This is a genomic window from Leifsonia williamsii (assembly GCF_030433685.1).
Taxonomy (GTDB): domain Bacteria; phylum Actinomycetota; class Actinomycetes; order Actinomycetales; family Microbacteriaceae; genus Leifsonia; species Leifsonia williamsii.
This window is the reverse complement of the sequence record NZ_JAROCF010000001.1, coordinates 2331814-2348648: the sequence shown is the minus strand read 5'-3', so window position 1 is coordinate 2348648 and position 16835 is coordinate 2331814. Positions and strand designations below refer to the sequence as shown.

Below are 16835 nucleotides of genomic sequence, written 5' to 3'. Positions count from 1 at the left end.
AGACCTCCAGACTATCCCGCGGAAACCGGCATTTCGTTGTGAATCCGTTATCTTCGCGGACCCGCCCACGGACTCCACGAGACAGCGGCCGGGATGGTTCAGGACTTGCCGAGGAACGCCCGCTCCGACTCGTCGAGGCGGCGGGCCAGCGCGGCGGCGAGGGCGGGGTGCGCGGCGAGGCCGCCGTCGGCCTCCAGCGCCTCCTCGGCGGCTGTGCGCGCCTCCGCGATCAGGTCGCCGTCGGAGGCGACACGCAGGAGCCGCAGCGACGACCGCCCGCCCGACTGGCGGCTGCCCAGCACGTCGCCTTCGCGGCGCAGCTCCAGGTCGACGTTGGCGAGCTCGAAGCCGTCGAGGGTGGCGGCCACCGCCTCCACCCGCTCCCGGGCGAGGGAGCCCTGCTCGGCGCCGGTCACGAGGAGGCACAGACCGGGCACGCCGCCGCGGCCGACGCGTCCGCGCAGCTGGTGGAGCTGGGAGACACCGAACCGGTCGGCGTCGAGCACGACCATCGCGGACGCGTTGGGCACGTTGACGCCGACCTCGATCACCGTCGTGGCGATCAGGAGGTCGATGTCGCCCGCCGCGAAGGCCCGCATGGTCTCGTCCTTGGCGTCGCTCGGGAGCCGGCCGTGGAGGACGCCGATGCGGGAGTCGGCGAAGAGCGGATCGGCGCGCACCTGGGCGGCCACCGCCTCCACGTTCGCGATCGGGCGCGGGGCCTCGCCGGGCTCTGCGCCCTCGTCCGGCTGCTGCTCCTCGCCGTCGTCCTCCGCCTCCTTGCCACTGATCGCCGGGCAGACGACGAAGACCTGGCGGCCCTTCGCGATCTCCTCCGCGGCGCGCTCCCAGATGCGGCGCTCCCAGCGGGGATGATCGGCGAGCGGCACGACGAAGCTCTCGATGCCCTGGCGGCCGGCGGGAAGCTGCGCGATCGTGGACACGTCGAGGTCGCCGAAGACCGTCATCGCGACCGTGCGCGGGATCGGCGTGGCGGTGAGCACGAGCACGTGCGGCGGAGTGCCGCCCTTCGCCCGCAGCGCCTCCCGCTGCTCCACGCCGAAGCGGTGCTGCTCGTCGACGACCACGAGCCCGAGGTCGAAGAACGTGACCGCGTCGCCGAGCAGCGCGTGCGTGCCGACCACGATGCGGGCCTGGCCCGACACCGTGCGCAGCAGCGCGCGCTTGCGCTCGGCGGCGCTCAGCTGGCCGGTGAGGAGGGTCGGCATGAGCTCGGCCGAGAGATCCGGTCCGAGCATCGCGGCGATCGAGCGGAGGTGCTGCGCGGCGAGCACCTCGGTCGGCGCCAGCAGCGCGGATTGGCCCCCGGAGTCGGCGACGGCGAGCATGGCGCGCAGCGCGACCAGCGTCTTGCCCGAGCCGACCTCGCCCTGCACCAGCCGGTGCATCGGCTCGGCCTGCGCCAGGTCGCGGGCGATCTCGCCGCCGACGACGCCCTGGTCGTCGGTCAGGGTGAACGGCAGGACCGCGTCGAAGCGCTCCAGGAGCCCGCCGGGGGCGGCACGGCGCGGGGTGGCTGCGACGGTCCGCGAGGCGGCGCGCTGCTGCAGCAGGGCCGCCTGCAGCACGAACGCCTCCTGGAACCGGAGCGCGTCGCGGGCGCGCTGCCACTGGGCGTCCTTCTGCGGCCGGTGCACGCCCTCCAGCGCCTCCCGGAACGACAGCAGGCCGCGCTCGGCGACGACGGAGGCGGGGACGGGGTCGGCGACCGGGCCGAGCGCGTCGAGCGCGAGGGCGACGGCCTTCTGCACCTGCCAGCTCGCGACCGTGCCCGTCGCCGGGTAGATCGGGATGGGGGTCATCGCCCAGGAGGCCGCGGCGGCGCTCCCCGGCGTGACGGCGTTCTCGGCGTCGGGCTCGAACAGCTCGTAGTCGGGGTGGGCCAGCTGAAGCGCTCCCCGGTATGCCGACACCTTGCCTGCGAAGATGCCGCGCACGCCGGGCACCAGCTCCTTCGACCGCCAGGCCTGGTTGAAGAAGGTGAGGGTGAGGATGCCCTCGCCGTCCGAGATCCTGACCTCGAGGATCGACCCGCGCCGGGCCCGCATCGGCCGCTCCTGCACGCGCAGCACCTCGGCCACGATCGTGACGTGCTCGTCGAGCGGGAGGTTGGCGAGCGCGGTCAGCTCACCGCGCCGGGCGTAGCGGCGCGGGTAGTGCGAGAGCAGGTCGGCGACCGTGCGCATGCCGAACGCCTTCTCGAACGCGCCGGCGGTGCGGCCGCCGAGCACGCCCGTGAGCCGGGAGTCGAGGGTGACGGCGCCCTCGATGGCCGGGGCGGAGGCAGAGGTCATGACTCGATCGTATGCGCCTCCTCCGTCAGCGCGGCGAGCTCCGCCGCCACATCCGTGTCCTCCGGGCGCTCGGCGACGAGGGCACGCTGGATCGCGAGCGCCTCCTTCGTGCGGCCGAGCTCCCGCAGGCAGCGGGCGACGCTCCAGCGGGTCGCGAACAGCTGGTCAGGCGTGCCGTACTGCTCGGCGGACTCCTGGGCGGCCTCGAACTCGGGCAGCGCCCTGGCCGCCTCGTGCGCCTCCAGGAGCGCCCAGGCCCGGTTGGAGTGCACGGCGACGCCCCAGCGGAGGGTGCGCGGGTCGTCGGTCGCACGCAGCTCGGCCAGCGCCTCCTCCGTCCACTGCTCGCCGCGCTCGGGGTCGGCGAGGGCGAGCATGTGGGCGGCGTCGACGGCGAGGAAGACCTCGTCGTCGCGACGGGCGGTCAGCAGCGCCTCCTCGAACAGCGGGACCGCCTCCTGCGGCCGGCCCTCGGCGCTGCGCAGCCTGCCGCGCTCCAGCAGGATGCGGAGGTGGAGGCGGCCGAACGCCGGCTCCAGCGACTCCAGCAGCGCCTCGGCCTCCTCGAACCGTGCCTGCAGGCCCAGCGCGCGGGCGCGCTGCGTCTCGAGCTCGGCGCGCACCAACTCGGAGCGGGACGGTTCTGCGGCGGCCATGGCGAAGCGCTCGGCGGAGGCGACGGGATCGTCGAACCTCCAGAGCGCGTCGAGCTCGGGTTGCTCGAGGCGATCCTCCATGCGCACATTCTGGCGGTCGCCCGGCCGATGCACCAGTGCATCGGGCGACCCGGCGGCTGGGCGCCGGTGGGCCCGGCGGCAGCGAGCTCCGGCCGGTAGGCTCGTCGAGCCATGACCCGCATCGTCTCCGGCTTCGCCGGCTCGCTCACCCTCCAGGTGCCCAAGAGCGGCACGCGGCCGACCAGCGACCGCGTGCGCGAGGCGGCCTTCTCGGCGCTGGAAGCGCGGGACGCGATCCGCGGCGCCCGGGTGCTCGACCTCTACGCGGGCTCGGGCGCGCTCGGCCTGGAGGCGGCGAGCCGCGGTGCCGCAGCGGTGACGCTGGTCGAGAAGAGCGCTCCGGCGGCGCAGGTGTGCCGGCGCAACGCGGCGGCCGTCACGCGAGCGGCTCCCGCCTCCGCCCGGCCGGTGGTGGACGTGCGGGCAACGTCGGTGCAGTCCTACCTCGCGGGCGCTGCCGGACCGTTCGACCTCGTCTTCATCGACCCGCCGTACGACGTCGACGACGCCGAGCTGCTCGCCGTGCTGACCGCGCTGGAGCCGCTGCTCGCCCCCGACGCGGTCGTCTGCGTGGAGCGCAGCACGCGCACGGGCGAGCCGAGCCTCCCCGCGGGCCTCGTGGTCGAGCGCCGCAAGGACTACGGCGAGACCGCGCTGTGGTGGGTGGGGCGGGCCTAGCCTTCGACGTCCTCGGCCTCCTCCTCGGCCTCCTCGCCGTGCTCCACGATGTCGCCGTCGGTGAAGAGGATGCCCTGCGCCGTCGCACGCCACTGCGGCTTCGCGCGCAGCAGGAACTCCAGCTCCATGCTGAAGTGCTTGTACTCCTCGGCGAGCGAGTCGAGCATGATCGCCTTCGCGACCGGGTCGTGCTCGACCGCGATCCGCTGCTCGTACCAGCCGATCGCCTCCGCCTCCTCGGCCAGGCTCGCGCACATGCGGGCGAAGGTGCGGGTCTCCTGGCTCAGCTCGCTGGGCGGCTCGTGGTACTGATCAGTGGACATGGTCGCTCCTCCCGGTGCCGCCACCGTACGCGCATGGGAAGCCTGCGCGACAGCTCCGGAGGTCTCCGGCGACGCGCCGGGGCGTGGCGGGTTCGCACGGAGATCGGGCCGGGGCCGGGCCGCCTCTCCGGAGTTGCTGCCGCGGGCGTACGTCCGGAGATGCCGGTGCGGAGCGAGGCCGGGTTCCGGAGTTGCTGGCCGTGAGGCGGCGTGTCGCCGCGCGCCTCCGGAGTCGCTAGCCGCGGCCGCCGTCCCATTCCAGGTACGGGTCCCAGCCGCCGCGCTCGTCGAAGACGGCGCCGTCGACCAGCAGGCCCGCGCCCTCGCGGACGATCCCGACCGGCCGGAACCCGCCGGGCAGGACCGTGTCGGGCGGGAAGGCGGCGAGGAGGCCGTGGTCCTCTCCCCCGGTCAGCGCCGTCCGCAGGTCGACACCGGGCGCGGCCGCGGCGTGCAGCAGGGACGGGTCGAGGTCGATCGCGACGCCGCTCGCCTCCGCGACGCGGCGGGCGTCGAGGGCGAGGCCGTCGCTGAGGTCGAGCATGGCGGTCGCGCCGGCCGCGGCGGCGAGCGGGCCGTCGGCGACGGGAGGCTCTGGGCGCAGCTGCGCCGCCACCTCCGCCGGGTGCGCGGCCGCCACCGCGGCGAAGCGGGAGGCGTCCGGCTCGCCCGACGCGTCCACCGCCTCCGCGAACAGCAGCCGGAGGCCGGCCGCCGCCGCACCCAGCCGACCGGACACCGCGACCACGTCGCCGGGCCGAGCGCCGCTGCGCAGCACGGGGGCGCGCCCCTCTAGGTCGCCGAACGCCGTCACCGCGAACGTGAGCGCCGCCGACACCGAGAGGTCGCCGCCGACCACTCCGCAACCCGGCGCGAGGGCGTCGCACGCGGCGCGGAAGCCGTCGGCGATCGCCTCCAGGTCCGTCAGCGGGGTCGTGGGAGGCGCGGCGATCGCGACCACCAGCGCGGTCGGCACCGCGCCCATCGCGGCCACGTCGGACAGGTTCGTGGCGGCCGCCTTCCAGCCGAGGTCGAACGGGCTCGACCACGCGAGCCGGAAGTCCGGGCCGTGCACCATCATGTCGGTCGTCACGACGTAGCGGCCGTCGGGGGCGGCGAGCACGGCGGCGTCGTCGCCCGGGCCGACGATCGTCGCGCGGGACTGCGGGAGGCGCGGGAAGATGCGGCGCAGCGCCTCCCGCTCGGACGCGTCCTGGATGGTCGTGCTCCCAGAGTTCCCCATGAGGTGAAACGGTAGCCTGAATCCGATGTCCGTTCGCCGCCCCGCCCTCGCCGCCCTGCTCGCCGTGCTCCTCACCGGGGCCGGCCTCGCCCTCGCCGGGTGTGCGCCCACCGTCTCGCTGGAGCCCGCCGCCGACGCGAACGACCCCGGCTGCGCCGAGGTGTCCGTGCGCCTCCCTGACGCCGTCGCCGGGCAGCAGAAGCGCGTCACCGACGCGCAGGCGACCGGCGCGTGGGGGTCGCCGACCGCGGTGCTGCTGCGCTGCGGCGTGCCGCCGATCGGGGCGACGACCAAGCCCTGCGTGAGCGTCAACGGCATCGACTGGGTGCTGATGACCGACCCGGCGGCGAAGACGATCGTCTACCAGACCTTCGGCCGCACCCCCGCCACCGAGGTCATCATCGACCACGTGCAGGGCGTGTCGGACTCGTCGGTGCTGCCGGAGTTCGCCTCCGCCATCGCCGTCGTCAAGCAGACGCAGAAGTGCCTCAGCACCCTCGACACCGACCTGACCCCGACTCCGGCGCCCACACCCAGCAACTGACCGGCGAGTACGCGCGAATTCGGCCAGAAACCGCCGAGTACGCGGAGAATCCGCGTACTCGGCGGTTGCCCCGGCTCGTAGGCCGTCAGGCGGCGGCTCGCGCCAGGGCCACCTGGATCAGCTCGTCGATCAGGGCGGGGTACGAGAGGCCGCTCTCCTGCCAGCAGCGCGGGAACATCGAGATCGGCGTGAAGCCGGGCATCGTGTTGATCTCGTTGATCACGAAGCCGTCCGCCGTGAGGAAGAAGTCAACGCGGGCGAGCCCCTCCCCGCCGATCGCGTCGAACGCCCGGACGGCGAGGTCGCGCATGTCGGCGAGCTCGGCGTCGGTCAGGTCGGCCGGGCAGACCAGGTCGATCCCGGGGGCGTCGAGGTACTTGGCGGCGAAGTCGTAGAAGTCGCGACCGGAGACGACGATCTCGCCGGCGACGGAGGCGCGGGTCGGCTCCCCCGGACGACCGCCGAGAACCGCGATCTCGACCTCGCGGCCGACGACCGCCGACTCGATCAGCACGCGGTCGTCCTCGGCGAACGCGACCTCGATCGCGGCGTCGAGCTCCGACCAGTCCTTGACCTTCGTCACGCCGACGCTCGACCCGGCGCGTGCGGGCTTGACGAAGGCGGGCAGGCCGAGCGTGCGCGCCGCCTCCCGCACCTCGTCCGCGGCGGTGCGCCACTCGTAGGCGGTGACGGTCCGCCAGGGCGCGACGGGGATGCCCGCCTGCTGCAGCACGGTCTTGGTGAAGTGCTTGTCCATCCCGAGCGCGCTCGCCAGCACGCCGCTGCCGACGTACGGCAGCCCCACCAGCTCGAACAGGCCCTGGATGGTGCCGTCCTCGCCCCACGGCCCGTGCAGGATCGGGAAGACGATGTCGACCTCGCCGAGCGAGGTGCGCGCGCCGTCGGCGTCGGTGACGAAAACCTCGCGCGAGGCGACGCTGTCCGGCCACTGGATGCGCGACCCGTTGTCCTCGACCTGCGGCAGCTCCTCGGCGTTCAGCGCGAAGCGCGCGGCGTCGTCGGGCTGGAGGGTGAAGGCGCCGTCGTGGGTGATCCCGACGGGGATGACGCGATACGTGTCACGGTCGATCGCGGCGAGCACTCCCGCCGCCGTCGCGCAGCTGATCGAATGCTCGCTTGAGCGCCCCCCGAAGAGTAGTGCGACCGCGACCTGTTCCGTCATCCGTTGTCCTCTCGCCCTGCGGCTCGTCCGAATCCGTGGTCAGATGCGGTGCGATGTCCTTCGGATCGAGCGTACCGGCGAGCACCTGGCTCACCTGCCGCACGATCGGCATGTCAACCCCGCGCGCCTCCGCCAGGCTCAGGATGGGCGCGACCGACGCGAGCCCCTCGGCCGTCTGGTTCATCTGCTTCACCACGTCGGCGAAGGCGTACCCCTGTCCGAGCAGCCGGCCGGCGGTGTTGTTGCGGCTGAGCGACGACTCGCAGGTCGCGATGAGGTCGCCGAGCCCGGCGAGGCCCGACAGGGTCTGCGCCTCCGCGCCGTAGGCGACCGCGAAGTCGGTCATCTCGACCAGCCCGCGCGTGATGATCGACGCCTTGGTGTTCTCGCCGTAGCCGACGCCGTCGACGATGCCGATCGCCACCGCGATCAGGTTCTTCAGCACGCCGCCGAACTCTGTGCCGATCACGTCGGTGTTCACGAAGCTGCGGAAGTAGCGGTTGGTGGCGGCCATCGCGACCGCCTGCGCGGTCTCCAGGCTCGCCGACGACACGACGGCGGCCGTCGGCTGCTCGCGGGCGATCTCGAGCGCGAGGTTGGGGCCGGAGGCGACGGCGATCCGCTCCACGTCGACCGGGAGGCCCTGCGCGATCACCTCGCTCATCCGCAGGCCGGTGCCCTTCTCGACGCCCTTCATCAGGCTGACGACGATCGTCTCCGGCCCGAGGAACGGCGTCATCGCCTCCAGGTTGGAGCGGAGGGACTGGCTCGGGATCGACACGAACACCTGCTCGGCGTCGCGCATCGCCTCCCCCAGCCGGGAGGTGGCGTGCAGCGTGCGCGGCAGGTTGATGCCCTCGAGGTAGTCGCTGTTGCGCTTCACCTCGTTGATCTCGCGCGCCAGCTCCGGCCGCCGCGCCCACAGCGTGACGTCGTTGCCGCCGTCGGCGAGGATCTTCGCGAACGTGGTGCCCCAGCTCCCGGCGCCGAGCACGGCGATCCTGCGGGGCGCCGCGGGAACGGGGATGCGGGCCTTCTGTGCTCTAGCCATCGAAGCGGCCGGTCTCCTTCTGGTTGTGCGTGGCCGGGTCCCAGCGCTCGGCGGGCGCGGTCTCGCCGCGCAGGTCCTCGAGCAGGTGCGTGATCGCGTCCATGATGACGGCGGTGGCCTCGTTCAGCGTGCTCGCGTCGAGCGGACGGCCCTCGAAGGCCGACAGGTCGACCGGGTCGCCCACCTTCACCGCGATGGTCTTGCGCGGGAAGAGCGAGATCTTCTTCGCGTACCGCGCCATCACCTGCTGCGTGCCCCAGTGCGCCATCGGGATCACCGGGATGCCCGTCTCCAGCGCCATGCGCGCCGCGCCGGTCTTGCCGCGCATCGGCCACATGTCCGGGTCGCGCGTCAGCGTGCCCTCCGGGTAGATGACCACGATGCGGCCCTCGTCGGCGATCTTCTGCGCCGCGTCGAGCGGGGCCGCGCCCCGGGCGGCGCCGCCGCGCGCGACCGGCACCTGGCCGGACTTGCGCAGGAACCAGCCGACGACGGGGATGCGGAACAGGCTGTCCTTCGCCAGGAAGCGCGGCAGCCTCCCGAGCTTCCAGAGCACCATGCCCATCATCACCGGGTCGATCTCGCTGTAGTGGTTCGGCGAGACGATGAAGGCGCCCTGCCTCGGCAGCTTCTCCCCGTCCACGATGCGGAATCGGGCGAGGAGGCTGCCGAGGGGCACGATGATGCCCGCGAGCACCCAGAAGATCGACGGACGGGACTTCTCGGAGCGCTGCTTCACGGAAGCGGGAGCGGGGGTGTCGGGATGAGGCACCCTCCCATTATCCGTGGCATCAGCCCTCGAGGACGAAGTCCGCCCCGAGCAGCTGCAGCTTCGTGATGAAGTTCTCGTAGCCGCGGCTGATGATGCCGACGTTGCTGACGGTCGAGCGGCCCTCGGCGGTCAGCGCCGCGATGAGGTGGCTGAAGCCGCCGCGCAGGTCGGGAACCTCGATGTCGGCACCCTTCAGCTCCACCGGGCCCATGATGACCGCGGAGTGGTTGAAGTTGCGCTGACCGAAGCGGCACGGGTGGCCGCCGAGGCACTCCTTGTGCACCTGGATCTTGGCGCCCATGTCGTTGAGCGCGTCGGTGAAGCCGAAGCGCTGCTCGTACACGGTCTCGTGCACGATGGAGACGCCCTCGGCCTTCGCCAGCGCCACGACGAGCGGCTGCTGCCAGTCGGTCATGAAGCCGGGGTGCACGTCGGTCTCGATGATGACCGGCTTGAGCGGGCCTCCCGGGTGGAAGAAGCGGATGCCGTCGTCGTGGATCTCGAAGGCGCCGCCGACCTTGCGGAAGACGTTGAGGAAGGTCAGCATCTCGGGCTGGCGGGCGCCGCCGACGTAGATGTCGCCGTTGGTCGCGAGCGCGGCCGCGGCCCAGCTGGCGGCCTCGTTGCGGTCGAACAGCGCGGTGTGGCTGTAGCCGACGAGCTTCTTGACGCCCTCGATGCGGATCACGCGGTCGGTGTCGACCGAGATGATCGCACCCATCTTCTGCAGGACGTTGATCAGGTCCATGATCTCGGGCTCGATCGCGGCGCCGCGCAGCTCGGTGATGCCGTCGGCGCGCACGGCGGTCAGGAGCACCTGCTCCGTCGCGCCGACGCTCGGGTACGGCAGCTCGAGCTTGGCGCCGTGGAGGCCGTTGGGGGCCGACATGCGGATGCCGCTCGGGAGCTTGTCGACCACCGCGCCGAACTTGCGCAGCACGTCGAGGTGGTAGTCGATCGGGCGGTCGCCGATCCGGCAGCCGCCGAGGTCGGGGATGAACGCCTCGCCGAGCCGGTGCAGCAGCGGGCCGCAGAACAGGATCGGGATGCGGCTGGAGCCGGCGTGCGCGTCGATGTCGGCCATGTGCGCCGACTCGACGGCGCTGGGGTCGAGCAGGAGCTCGCCCTCCTCCGCACCGTCGGTCACCTTCACGCCGTGCACCTCGAGCAGCCCGCGGACGACCCGGACGTCGCTGATGTCCGGCACGTTCCGCAGCACGCTGGGGCCTTCGCCGAGGATCGCGGCGACCATCGCCTTCGTGACGAAGTTCTTGGCGCCGCGGACCTCGATGCGGCCCCGGAGCGGGATGCCGCCGTTGATCGTGATGCGGTCGCCCTTGAGGCCGACGCGCGCTCCAGCTGCCTGGGCGTCCTGAAGAAGTGAGTTCAAAGTTTCACCGGGAGGGTCGTGGGCCGCCATGACGCGCGGCCGCTTTCGTATTCGGAGATGCGCGCCTCGTCGCGCAGGGTCAGAGCGATGTCGTCCAACCCTTCGAGCAAACGCCAGCGAGTGTAATCGTCGATGTCGAAAGACACCTGGACCTCGCCGACGGTCGCAGTCTTGGCAACCAGATCGACCGTCGCCGCTATTCCCGGCTGCGCCTCGATGGCCTGCCAGAGGCGCTCGGCGTCCTCCTCGGTGATCACACCGGTGAGGAGGCCCTGCTTGCCGGAGTTGCCGCGGAAGATGTCCGCGAACCGCGGGCTGAGGACGACCTTGAAGCCGTAGTCGCGCAGCGCCCACACCGCGTGCTCGCGCGAGGAGCCGGTGCCGAAGTCGGCGCCGGCGACCAGCACGGTCGCGCCCTGGTAGGCGGGCTGGTTGAGGATGAACTCCGGGTCCTGCCGCCAGGCGTGGAACAGGGCGTCGTCGAAGCCGGTCTTGGTGACGCGCTTGAGGAACACCGCGGGGATGATCTGGTCGGTGTCGACGTTGGAGCGGCGCAGCGGCACGGCCACGCCGGTCACGGTCTCGAACTTGTCCATCAGGCGCCCACCTTCTCACCGGTCGTCAGATCCGCGCCGTCATGCTCGAGATCCCACGGGCTCGACAGCGTGCCGCGGATCGCGGTCGCCGCCGCCACGAGCGGCGACACGAGATGCGTGCGGCCGCCCTTGCCCTGCCGTCCTTCGAAGTTGCGGTTGGAGGTGGAGGCGCAGCGCTCCCCCGGCGCGAGCTGGTCGGGGTTCATGCCGAGGCACATGGAGCAGCCGGCGAAGCGCCACTCCGCCCCGAACTCCTCGACGATCTTGTCGATGCCCTCCGCCTCGGCCTCGATGCGCACGCGGGCGCTGCCGGGGACGACCATGACGCGGACGTTGTCGGCCTTCTTGCGGCCCTTGATGACGGAGGCGAAGGCGCGCAGGTCCTCGATGCGGCTGTTGGTGCACGAGCCCATGAACACCGCGTCGACCGGGATGCTCTTCATCGGGGTGCCCGGCGCCAGGTCCATGTACTCCAGCGCCCGCTCGGCGGCGGCGCGCTCGTTGGCGTCCTGGATGGCGGTGGGGTCGGGCACGGTCTGGCTGAGCGACACGCCCTGGCCGGGGTTGGTGCCCCAGGTCACGAACGGCTCGATGTCGGCGGCGTCGAGGTAGACCTCGGCGTCGAAGACGGCGTCGTCGTCGGTCTGCAGCGTCTTCCAGTAGGCGACGGCGTCGTCCCAGTCGGCCCCCTCCGGCGCGTGCGGGCGGCCCTTCAGGTAGGCGAAGGTGGTCTCGTCGGGTGCGACCATTCCCGCGCGGGCGCCGGCCTCGATCGACATGTTGCAGATCGTCATCCTGCCCTCCATCGAGAGCGAGCGGATGGCGCTGCCGCGGTACTCGAGCACGTAGCCCTGGCCGCCTCCCGTGCCGATCTTGGCGATGACGGCGAGGATGATGTCCTTGGCCGTGACGCCGGGGCGCAGCTCGCCCTCGACCGTGATGGCCATGGTCTTGAACGGCTTCAGCGGCAGCGTCTGGGTGGCGAGCACGTGCTCCACCTCGGAGGTGCCGATGCCGAACGCCATCGCCCCGAACGCGCCGTGCGTGGAGGTGTGCGAGTCGCCGCAGACGACCGTGATGCCCGGCATGGTCAAGCCCAGCTGGGGGCCGACGACGTGCACGATGCCCTGCTCGACGTCGCCCAGCGAGTGCAGGCGGATGCCGAACTCCTCGGCGTTCCTGCGCAGCGTCTCGATCTGGGTGCGGCTGGTCAGGTCGGCGATCGGGCGGTCGATGCCGATGGTCGGGGTGTTGTGGTCCTCCGTCGCGATCGTCAGGTCGGGGCGGCGGACCGGGCGGCCGGCCATGCGGAGGCCGTCGAACGCCTGCGGGCTGGTCACCTCGTGGACCAGGTGCAGGTCGATGTAGATGAGGTCGGGAGAGCCGTCCTCGCCCTTGGCGACGAGGTGGTCGTCCCACACCTTCTCCGCGAGGGTGCGCCCGGATCGCGTGAATCCGGTGTGCTCTGTGCTGATGTCGGTCGTCATCGTTCTCGTGAACTCCTAGCTTGCGTACGGATCAGCCGTCGACGGACTCCGCGGCGAGGGTGGCCTGAGACTAGGACTCGCCGCGGCGGCTAAGGAGGAGGAGACGCGCGTGCACCTGTTCAGGGTAGCACCGGTGCTCCCGGGTGCTGCTCAGGAGCGCTCGGCGCGCATGCGGTATCCGCCCAGGCGCAGCTCGGCGCCGGCGGGCACCTCCAGCGGCTCCCCCGGCGTCGCCCGGGTCTGCGTCTCGGCGGTAGCGACGGTCACGCCGTTGGTCGAGTGGAGGTCGGTGACGCGCAGGAGGGCGCCGACGGCCTCCACGGCGGCGTGCGTCTTCGACACGGTCGAGGTGGGGTCCTCGAGCGCGACAGGGTCGGCCGGGCCGGGGTGCGCGGCGGCGGACGGATTGCGCCCGAGCAGGAGCGTTCCGGTGACCGGGACGCGGTGGCCGTTCGGGAGGACGAGCCGCCACACGTGAGTCTCCTGCGGCGCCGCGGGGCCGGGCGCCGGAGGGTGGAACGCGGGCAGCGAGCGGCCGGGTGCAGCGGGAGGGGTGCCGGGCGAGGCGGGCGGCCGGATCGGCTCGGCGGCGGGAGGCGCGGGAGGCTGCTGGGGGCGCGACGGGATCAGGCCGGGCGGCGGCACGATGAAGGCGGGACGGTCATCCACGCCCCCACTCTATTCATCCCGTTGGCACGACATGCCGTCTCGGGCGGAGCCCTGGCGGCATGTCGTGCCAACTCGATCGGGCCAGGCGCGGCAGGTCAGGCGCGGCGCGCGCGGGGGCGACGGCGGTAGCGGAAGGCGGCGAGGCGGGCACGCAGCGGGCCGGCGGCCTTCGTCGCGGCTCCCACCGTCGCGTCGGCGGAGCTCCACGCCTCGGCCACGCGCTCCTCCGCCACCTCGCTGCCGTCGAACACGGCGGCGTCGACGTGGCGGGCGAGGTCGTCGAGGCCGTCCTCCGGCAGCGGGAGGTCCTGGCGGCGCGACTGCTCCGCCAGCGCTGCGGCCGTCTGCAGGCGCGTGGCGCGCTCCGGGAGCGTGAGCCCCAGCTCGGCGTAGCGGTCGGTCAGCTCGTCCCAGGCCCCGGCCGCACGACGGTCGGGCGGGCCGGTCGAGCGCCGTTTCCGCCGCCGCCGGCGCTTGAGCAGGGTGATCACGAGCAGCGGCACGAGCGCCAGCACGAGCGGGACGGCGACGATGCCGCCGACCACCCACACCCAGGCGGGGAGCTGGAAGGCGTGCTTCTGCTCCTTCTTCTCGTTCTCCTTGGTCTTGACCGGGGTCAGCAGGTCCTCGGCGCGCGGGTCGGCGGGCGGGGGCTGGCGCACCTGCGGCTGCGGCTCCAGCTTGGGCTTGGTGGTCTGGTTCTTGGGCGCGTCGGTCTTGGTCGGCGTCGGGAAGAACGGCACCCAGCCGACCCCGTCGAAGGCGACCTCGTCCCACGCGGTCACATCGTTGCCGGTGACGGTCGTCGTGTCGCCGGTGACCTTGGGCGCGAAGCCCATGACGACGCGGGTCGGGTAGCCGAGCCGGCGGGCCATGAGGGCGAAGGCGCTCGCGTACTGCTCCTGGTCGCCCACCATCGGCGACTTCGTGAGCAGGTCGGTCATCCGGTCGGCGCCCTGCCCGGCGCGCGACGGCACCGGGTCGGAGGCGCGGCCGTGGCTCAGGAAGCCGAGGTTCTTGAGCGAGCGCTCGATGTTGCGGAGCTTCTGGATGGCGGTGGTCGCCGACCCCGCGTACTCCTCCGCCTTCGCCGAGACGACGTCGGGAACGTTCGTCACCGACGGCAGCGTGAGCCGGGCCGGCGGCACCTTCTGCAACTGCCGGTCGTTCGGCACCTTCTGCGCCGTGGCCTGCATCGTGTAGCGGAGGCCCTCCTTCACGCCGCTGGTCACCGCCGTGGTGCCCGTTGCGGTGTTGACGCGCACGGTGCCGGCCGGGTCGGTGCCGGTGTAGGCGTCGAAGCCGAGGCGGTCGAGGTAGCCGAGGGCGGGCAGCCAGACGTCGGAGTAGTCGAGGATGTCGATGGTCGCCGTGGAGGTCGCGCCCGGCTCGAACAGCGGCGGCTCGGGGATGGTGCTGCCGAGCAGCTCGAACGCGCCGGAGGCGTCGGTGTCGCTGCCCGGCTCGGCCACCGACCACACGACGCCGTCGTAGCTGTCCATCGTGGCGAGCCGGACGACCTGGCCCTCCGTGAGGCCGCGGACGGTGAAGAGCTTCGTCTTCTGGAGGTCCTTCGTGTACTTGCGGAAGCCGGCGAGCGGGCTCGGGTAGTCGAGCGGATCGAACGGCGGCGTCACCTCGTCGCGGACCACGAACCGGGAGGCGGCGGGAGGCGCGAGCAGCGTCCCCGCGAGCGCGCCGACCACGACCGCGCCGACGACGACCGCCGCGCCGCCGAGCAGGCGGCTGCGCCGGACCGCGGCATCCATGCCGAAGTGGTCGCGCGCGAACCGGCGGCGGCGCCAGGCCAGCCAGACCAGGGCGACGCCCGCGAAGGCGACGCCGCGGACTCCGGCGAAGAACGGGTCGCGCGTGCCGAGCAGGATCGCGGCCACGAACAGCAGCACGGGCCCGATCAGCAGCACGGCCGCCCGGCCGACCGCGGGCTTGCGGATGCGCGGCAGCCAGCGGACGGCGAGTGTGAGGGAGACGAACGACACCAGCCATCCGCCGACGTACGGCACGACGGCGACGTACGGCGGGGCCTCCAGCGGCGCCTGGAGGGTGACGGCATCGCTCCAGCCGAAGACGGCTCCCAGCACCAGGCCGGAGAGGCTGTCGAGCGACGGGAGCACGCCGTAGAGGGCGAGGCCGGGCAGCGCGAGCGGCGTCCCGAGCAGGAAGTACGCGGCCAGGGCGATGATCGCCGTGAGCGGCACGGAGAGCCGCAGCAGCCTCCCGAGCAGCGCGACGCCTCCGCCGACCACGATGCCGCCGACGGCCGCCGCGGCGAAGGCGTAGTGGCCGAACGCGGGCTCGAAGCCGACCACGGCGAGCAGGCTCAGGCCGACGATGACGGCGACGTCGATCCACGTGGTCGTGCTCGGGCGGTCGAACAGCGGCGTGGAGGCGGTGGCGCCGGAGCCGTCGCGGCGCACGGAGGCGGTCGTGGCGGTCATCGGCTCGCCCGCTTCAGGAGGGCCGGCAGCTCGGATAGCGCCGACACCGTGACGAGCATGCTGCGGCCGAGCCGGCCGAGCCGCGGCTCTCCCGCCTCGTCGACGCGGATGAGGATGGTCTCGGTGTCGAGCCCCCACAGCGTGGTCGCCGCCCGCAGCTCGGCCGGCTCGACCTGGCTGCCCACCACGGTGATGGCGAGGCTCGGCGGCGCGAGGCGCAGGGTCGCCTGCCGCAGGTACTCGCGCAGGCCGGCGCCGCTCGCCTCCACGGGCTGGATGCGGCAGGAGTCGTCGAGCAGCGCCGTCGGCGTCTCGACGCGCATGGCGCCGCGCTGCCAGAGGGCGCGCAGCTCGGTCTCCTCGCGGATGACCTGCACGCCGATCGAGGCGAGCACCGATACGCCGAGCTCGAACTCGTCGTCGGAGGCGAACCGCTCCCGCTCGGCGTCGAAGGCGAGCAGCAGCTGCGAGCGGCGCGTCTCCTGGTACTGCCGGACCATGAGCTGACCGGTGCGCGCGGAGGTGCGCCAGTGCACGTTGCGGATGTCGTCGCCCGGCTCGTACGAGCGCAGCGCGTGGAACGAGAGGTCGCTGTCGGTGATGGTGGAGGTGGTCTGACCCTCCAGGTCGCGCACGAGACCGTTCGCGGTGGCGGCGAGTCGGACCGTGCGCGGATGGACGAACAGCTCGACCCGGTCGGTCCAGCGCGTGGTCCGGCGCAGCAGGCCGAGCTGGTCGCCGCGCACGGAGATCGCGGGGCCGGCGAGGATGAGCGCGCGACGAGCGGTCGGGACGGCGAACAGCTCCTCGGTCTCGGCGCCGGGCGTGAGGCGGGGCACGGTGAACTCGGCCTGTCCCTCCCCGACCGGCAGCTCCATCCGGGTCGGAAGCACCGGCCGCTGGCCGTTGTTGACGACGCCGAGCCGGCCGAGGGCGCGGTCGCCGGCGACGACGCGGCGCGGGTTCAGCTCCACGGTCACGGCGTAGGTCGAGCGGCCGAACACGAACGCGGTCGCGATCAGCAGGGCGGCGAGGAGGGTCGCTCCGACGAAGAGCAGCTCCGCCCAGCCCAGCCAGAACGCGATCGCGAACGCGACGACCGCGGTGCCGAGCACGATCCAGCCGAGCACGCTGACGACACCGACCACGGGTGCGACGCGCGACGACACGGCCCGCCAGAGCGGCGCGACCTTCGCCCCTCCCGCCCGGGCAGCGCCGCCCAGCGAGCGCGCGACCTGGGCGCCGGCGAAGCGCGCCTGGTCGAGCGCGGACGCGCGGCGGCGGCGGCCGCGGGCGGTCGGGCTCTGCGTGGTCATGCGGGGGTCTCCGGGAGGTCGCGGCCGGGGGCCGGGGTCGGGCTGCGGTCGGTGTGGGGCCGGGGGCCGGGG

15 protein-coding genes are annotated in these 16835 nt (G+C 73.0%); 2 read left to right on the top strand and 13 right to left on the bottom strand.

The genetic code is table 11. The features are described from left to right. Positions 1–98: 98 nt before the first annotated feature. Together P5G50_RS11050 and P5G50_RS11045 are read right to left on the bottom strand one after the other, a co-directional pair. Complete coding sequence (locus tag P5G50_RS11050; protein ID WP_301209031.1) at positions 99–2315, bottom strand: ATP-dependent DNA helicase RecG; 2217 nt, start codon at positions 2313–2315, stop codon at positions 99–101. After that, positions 2312–3052 carry a tetratricopeptide repeat protein gene (locus P5G50_RS11045; protein WP_301209033.1) on the bottom strand — a complete coding sequence of 247 codons (741 nt, stop codon included), beginning with the start codon at positions 3050–3052 and terminating at the stop codon, positions 2312–2314. Before P5G50_RS11045 ends, P5G50_RS11050 begins: the two co-directional genes overlap by 4 nt. A gap of 111 nt (positions 3053–3163) precedes the next feature. Here P5G50_RS11045 and rsmD point away from each other — a divergent pair, with 111 nt between their 5' ends. Next, a complete protein-coding gene (rsmD, locus tag P5G50_RS11040) occupies positions 3164–3730 on the top strand; it encodes a 16S rRNA (guanine(966)-N(2))-methyltransferase RsmD (RefSeq protein ID WP_301209035.1) in 567 nt (188 codons plus the stop codon). Here the strand turns inward: rsmD and P5G50_RS11035 are convergent. Further along, positions 3727–4053 carry a ferritin family protein gene (locus P5G50_RS11035; RefSeq protein ID WP_301209038.1) on the bottom strand — a complete coding sequence of 109 codons (327 nt, stop codon included), beginning with the start codon at positions 4051–4053 and terminating at the stop codon, positions 3727–3729. The two genes, rsmD and P5G50_RS11035, sit on opposite strands and share 4 nt — an antisense overlap. A 235-nt stretch (positions 4054–4288) precedes the next feature. Further along, on the bottom strand, positions 4289–5296 hold the full coding sequence (locus P5G50_RS11030; protein ID WP_301209041.1) for a thiamine-phosphate kinase: 1008 nt from the start codon (positions 5294–5296) through the stop codon (positions 4289–4291). 25 nt (positions 5297–5321) lie between these two features. On the opposite strand from P5G50_RS11030, the gene P5G50_RS11025 reads away from it, so the two are divergent. Continuing rightward, on the top strand, positions 5322–5840 hold the full coding sequence (locus P5G50_RS11025) for a DUF3515 family protein (protein ID WP_301209043.1): 519 nt from the start codon (positions 5322–5324) through the stop codon (positions 5838–5840). Positions 5841–5925: 85 nt separating this feature from the next. Here P5G50_RS11025 and P5G50_RS11020 read toward each other — a convergent pair whose 3' ends face one another. The 9 genes from P5G50_RS11020 to P5G50_RS10980 all read right to left on the bottom strand — a co-directional run bounded on the left by P5G50_RS11020 (position 5926) and on the right by P5G50_RS10980 (position 16763). Further along, positions 5926–7023 (bottom strand): D-alanine--D-alanine ligase family protein, encoded by a 1098-nt coding sequence (locus P5G50_RS11020; RefSeq protein WP_301209046.1) that lies wholly within the window; start codon positions 7021–7023, stop codon positions 5926–5928. Continuing rightward, positions 6920–8074, bottom strand: coding sequence for an NAD(P)H-dependent glycerol-3-phosphate dehydrogenase (locus tag P5G50_RS11015; RefSeq protein WP_301209049.1), 1155 nt, complete (start codon positions 8072–8074; stop codon positions 6920–6922). The genes P5G50_RS11020 and P5G50_RS11015 overlap by 104 nt, the downstream gene beginning before the upstream one ends. Continuing rightward, positions 8067–8846 carry a lysophospholipid acyltransferase family protein gene (locus P5G50_RS11010; protein WP_301209051.1) on the bottom strand — a complete coding sequence of 260 codons (780 nt, stop codon included), beginning with the start codon at positions 8844–8846 and terminating at the stop codon, positions 8067–8069. Before P5G50_RS11010 ends, P5G50_RS11015 begins: the two co-directional genes overlap by 8 nt. A 19-nt stretch (positions 8847–8865) precedes the next feature. After that, positions 8866–10236, bottom strand: coding sequence for a UDP-N-acetylglucosamine 1-carboxyvinyltransferase (gene murA, locus P5G50_RS11005; RefSeq protein WP_301209054.1), 1371 nt, complete (start codon positions 10234–10236; stop codon positions 8866–8868). Then, entirely contained in the window at positions 10233–10832 is a 600-nt protein-coding gene (leuD, locus tag P5G50_RS11000; RefSeq protein ID WP_301209056.1) for a 3-isopropylmalate dehydratase small subunit, read from the bottom strand. Before leuD ends, murA begins: the two co-directional genes overlap by 4 nt. Beyond that, positions 10832–12319, bottom strand: coding sequence for a 3-isopropylmalate dehydratase large subunit (gene leuC / locus P5G50_RS10995; RefSeq protein WP_301209059.1), 1488 nt, complete (start codon positions 12317–12319; stop codon positions 10832–10834). The genes leuD and leuC overlap by 1 nt, the downstream gene beginning before the upstream one ends. A gap of 150 nt (positions 12320–12469) precedes the next feature. Continuing rightward, a complete protein-coding gene (locus tag P5G50_RS10990; protein WP_301209062.1) occupies positions 12470–12988 on the bottom strand; it encodes an FHA domain-containing protein in 519 nt (172 codons plus the stop codon). Positions 12989–13083: 95 nt separating this feature from the next. Continuing rightward, a complete protein-coding gene (locus tag P5G50_RS10985; RefSeq protein WP_301209065.1) occupies positions 13084–15447 on the bottom strand; it encodes a transglutaminase-like domain-containing protein in 2364 nt (787 codons plus the stop codon). Beyond that, positions 15444–16763, bottom strand: a complete 1320-nt coding sequence (locus tag P5G50_RS10980; RefSeq protein WP_301209066.1) for a DUF58 domain-containing protein — start codon at positions 16761–16763, stop codon at positions 15444–15446. The genes P5G50_RS10985 and P5G50_RS10980 overlap by 4 nt, the downstream gene beginning before the upstream one ends. Positions 16764–16835: the final 72 nt, after the last annotated feature.

Coding starts and splice junctions, on each gene's coding strand:
- P5G50_RS11015 (WP_301209049.1), bottom strand. CDS start 8,074: ATGGCTAGAGCACAGAAGGCCCGCATCCCCGTTCCCGCGGCGCCCCGC.
- P5G50_RS11025 (WP_301209043.1), top strand. CDS start 5,322: ATGTCCGTTCGCCGCCCCGCCCTCGCCGCCCTGCTCGCCGTGCTCCTC.
- P5G50_RS11045 (WP_301209033.1), bottom strand. CDS start 3,052: ATGGAGGATCGCCTCGAGCAACCCGAGCTCGACGCGCTCTGGAGGTTC.
- leuD (WP_301209056.1), bottom strand. CDS start 10,832: ATGGACAAGTTCGAGACCGTGACCGGCGTGGCCGTGCCGCTGCGCCGC.
- P5G50_RS11050 (WP_301209031.1), bottom strand. CDS start 2,315: ATGACCTCTGCCTCCGCCCCGGCCATCGAGGGCGCCGTCACCCTCGAC.
- P5G50_RS10980 (WP_301209066.1), bottom strand. CDS start 16,763: ATGACCACGCAGAGCCCGACCGCCCGCGGCCGCCGCCGCCGCGCGTCC.
- P5G50_RS11035 (WP_301209038.1), bottom strand. CDS start 4,053: ATGTCCACTGATCAGTACCACGAGCCGCCCAGCGAGCTGAGCCAGGAG.
- rsmD (WP_301209035.1), top strand. CDS start 3,164: ATGACCCGCATCGTCTCCGGCTTCGCCGGCTCGCTCACCCTCCAGGTG.
- P5G50_RS10985 (WP_301209065.1), bottom strand. CDS start 15,447: ATGACCGCCACGACCGCCTCCGTGCGCCGCGACGGCTCCGGCGCCACC.
- P5G50_RS11020 (WP_301209046.1), bottom strand. CDS start 7,023: ATGACGGAACAGGTCGCGGTCGCACTACTCTTCGGGGGGCGCTCAAGC.
- leuC (WP_301209059.1), bottom strand. CDS start 12,319: ATGACGACCGACATCAGCACAGAGCACACCGGATTCACGCGATCCGGG.
- P5G50_RS11030 (WP_301209041.1), bottom strand. CDS start 5,296: ATGGGGAACTCTGGGAGCACGACCATCCAGGACGCGTCCGAGCGGGAG.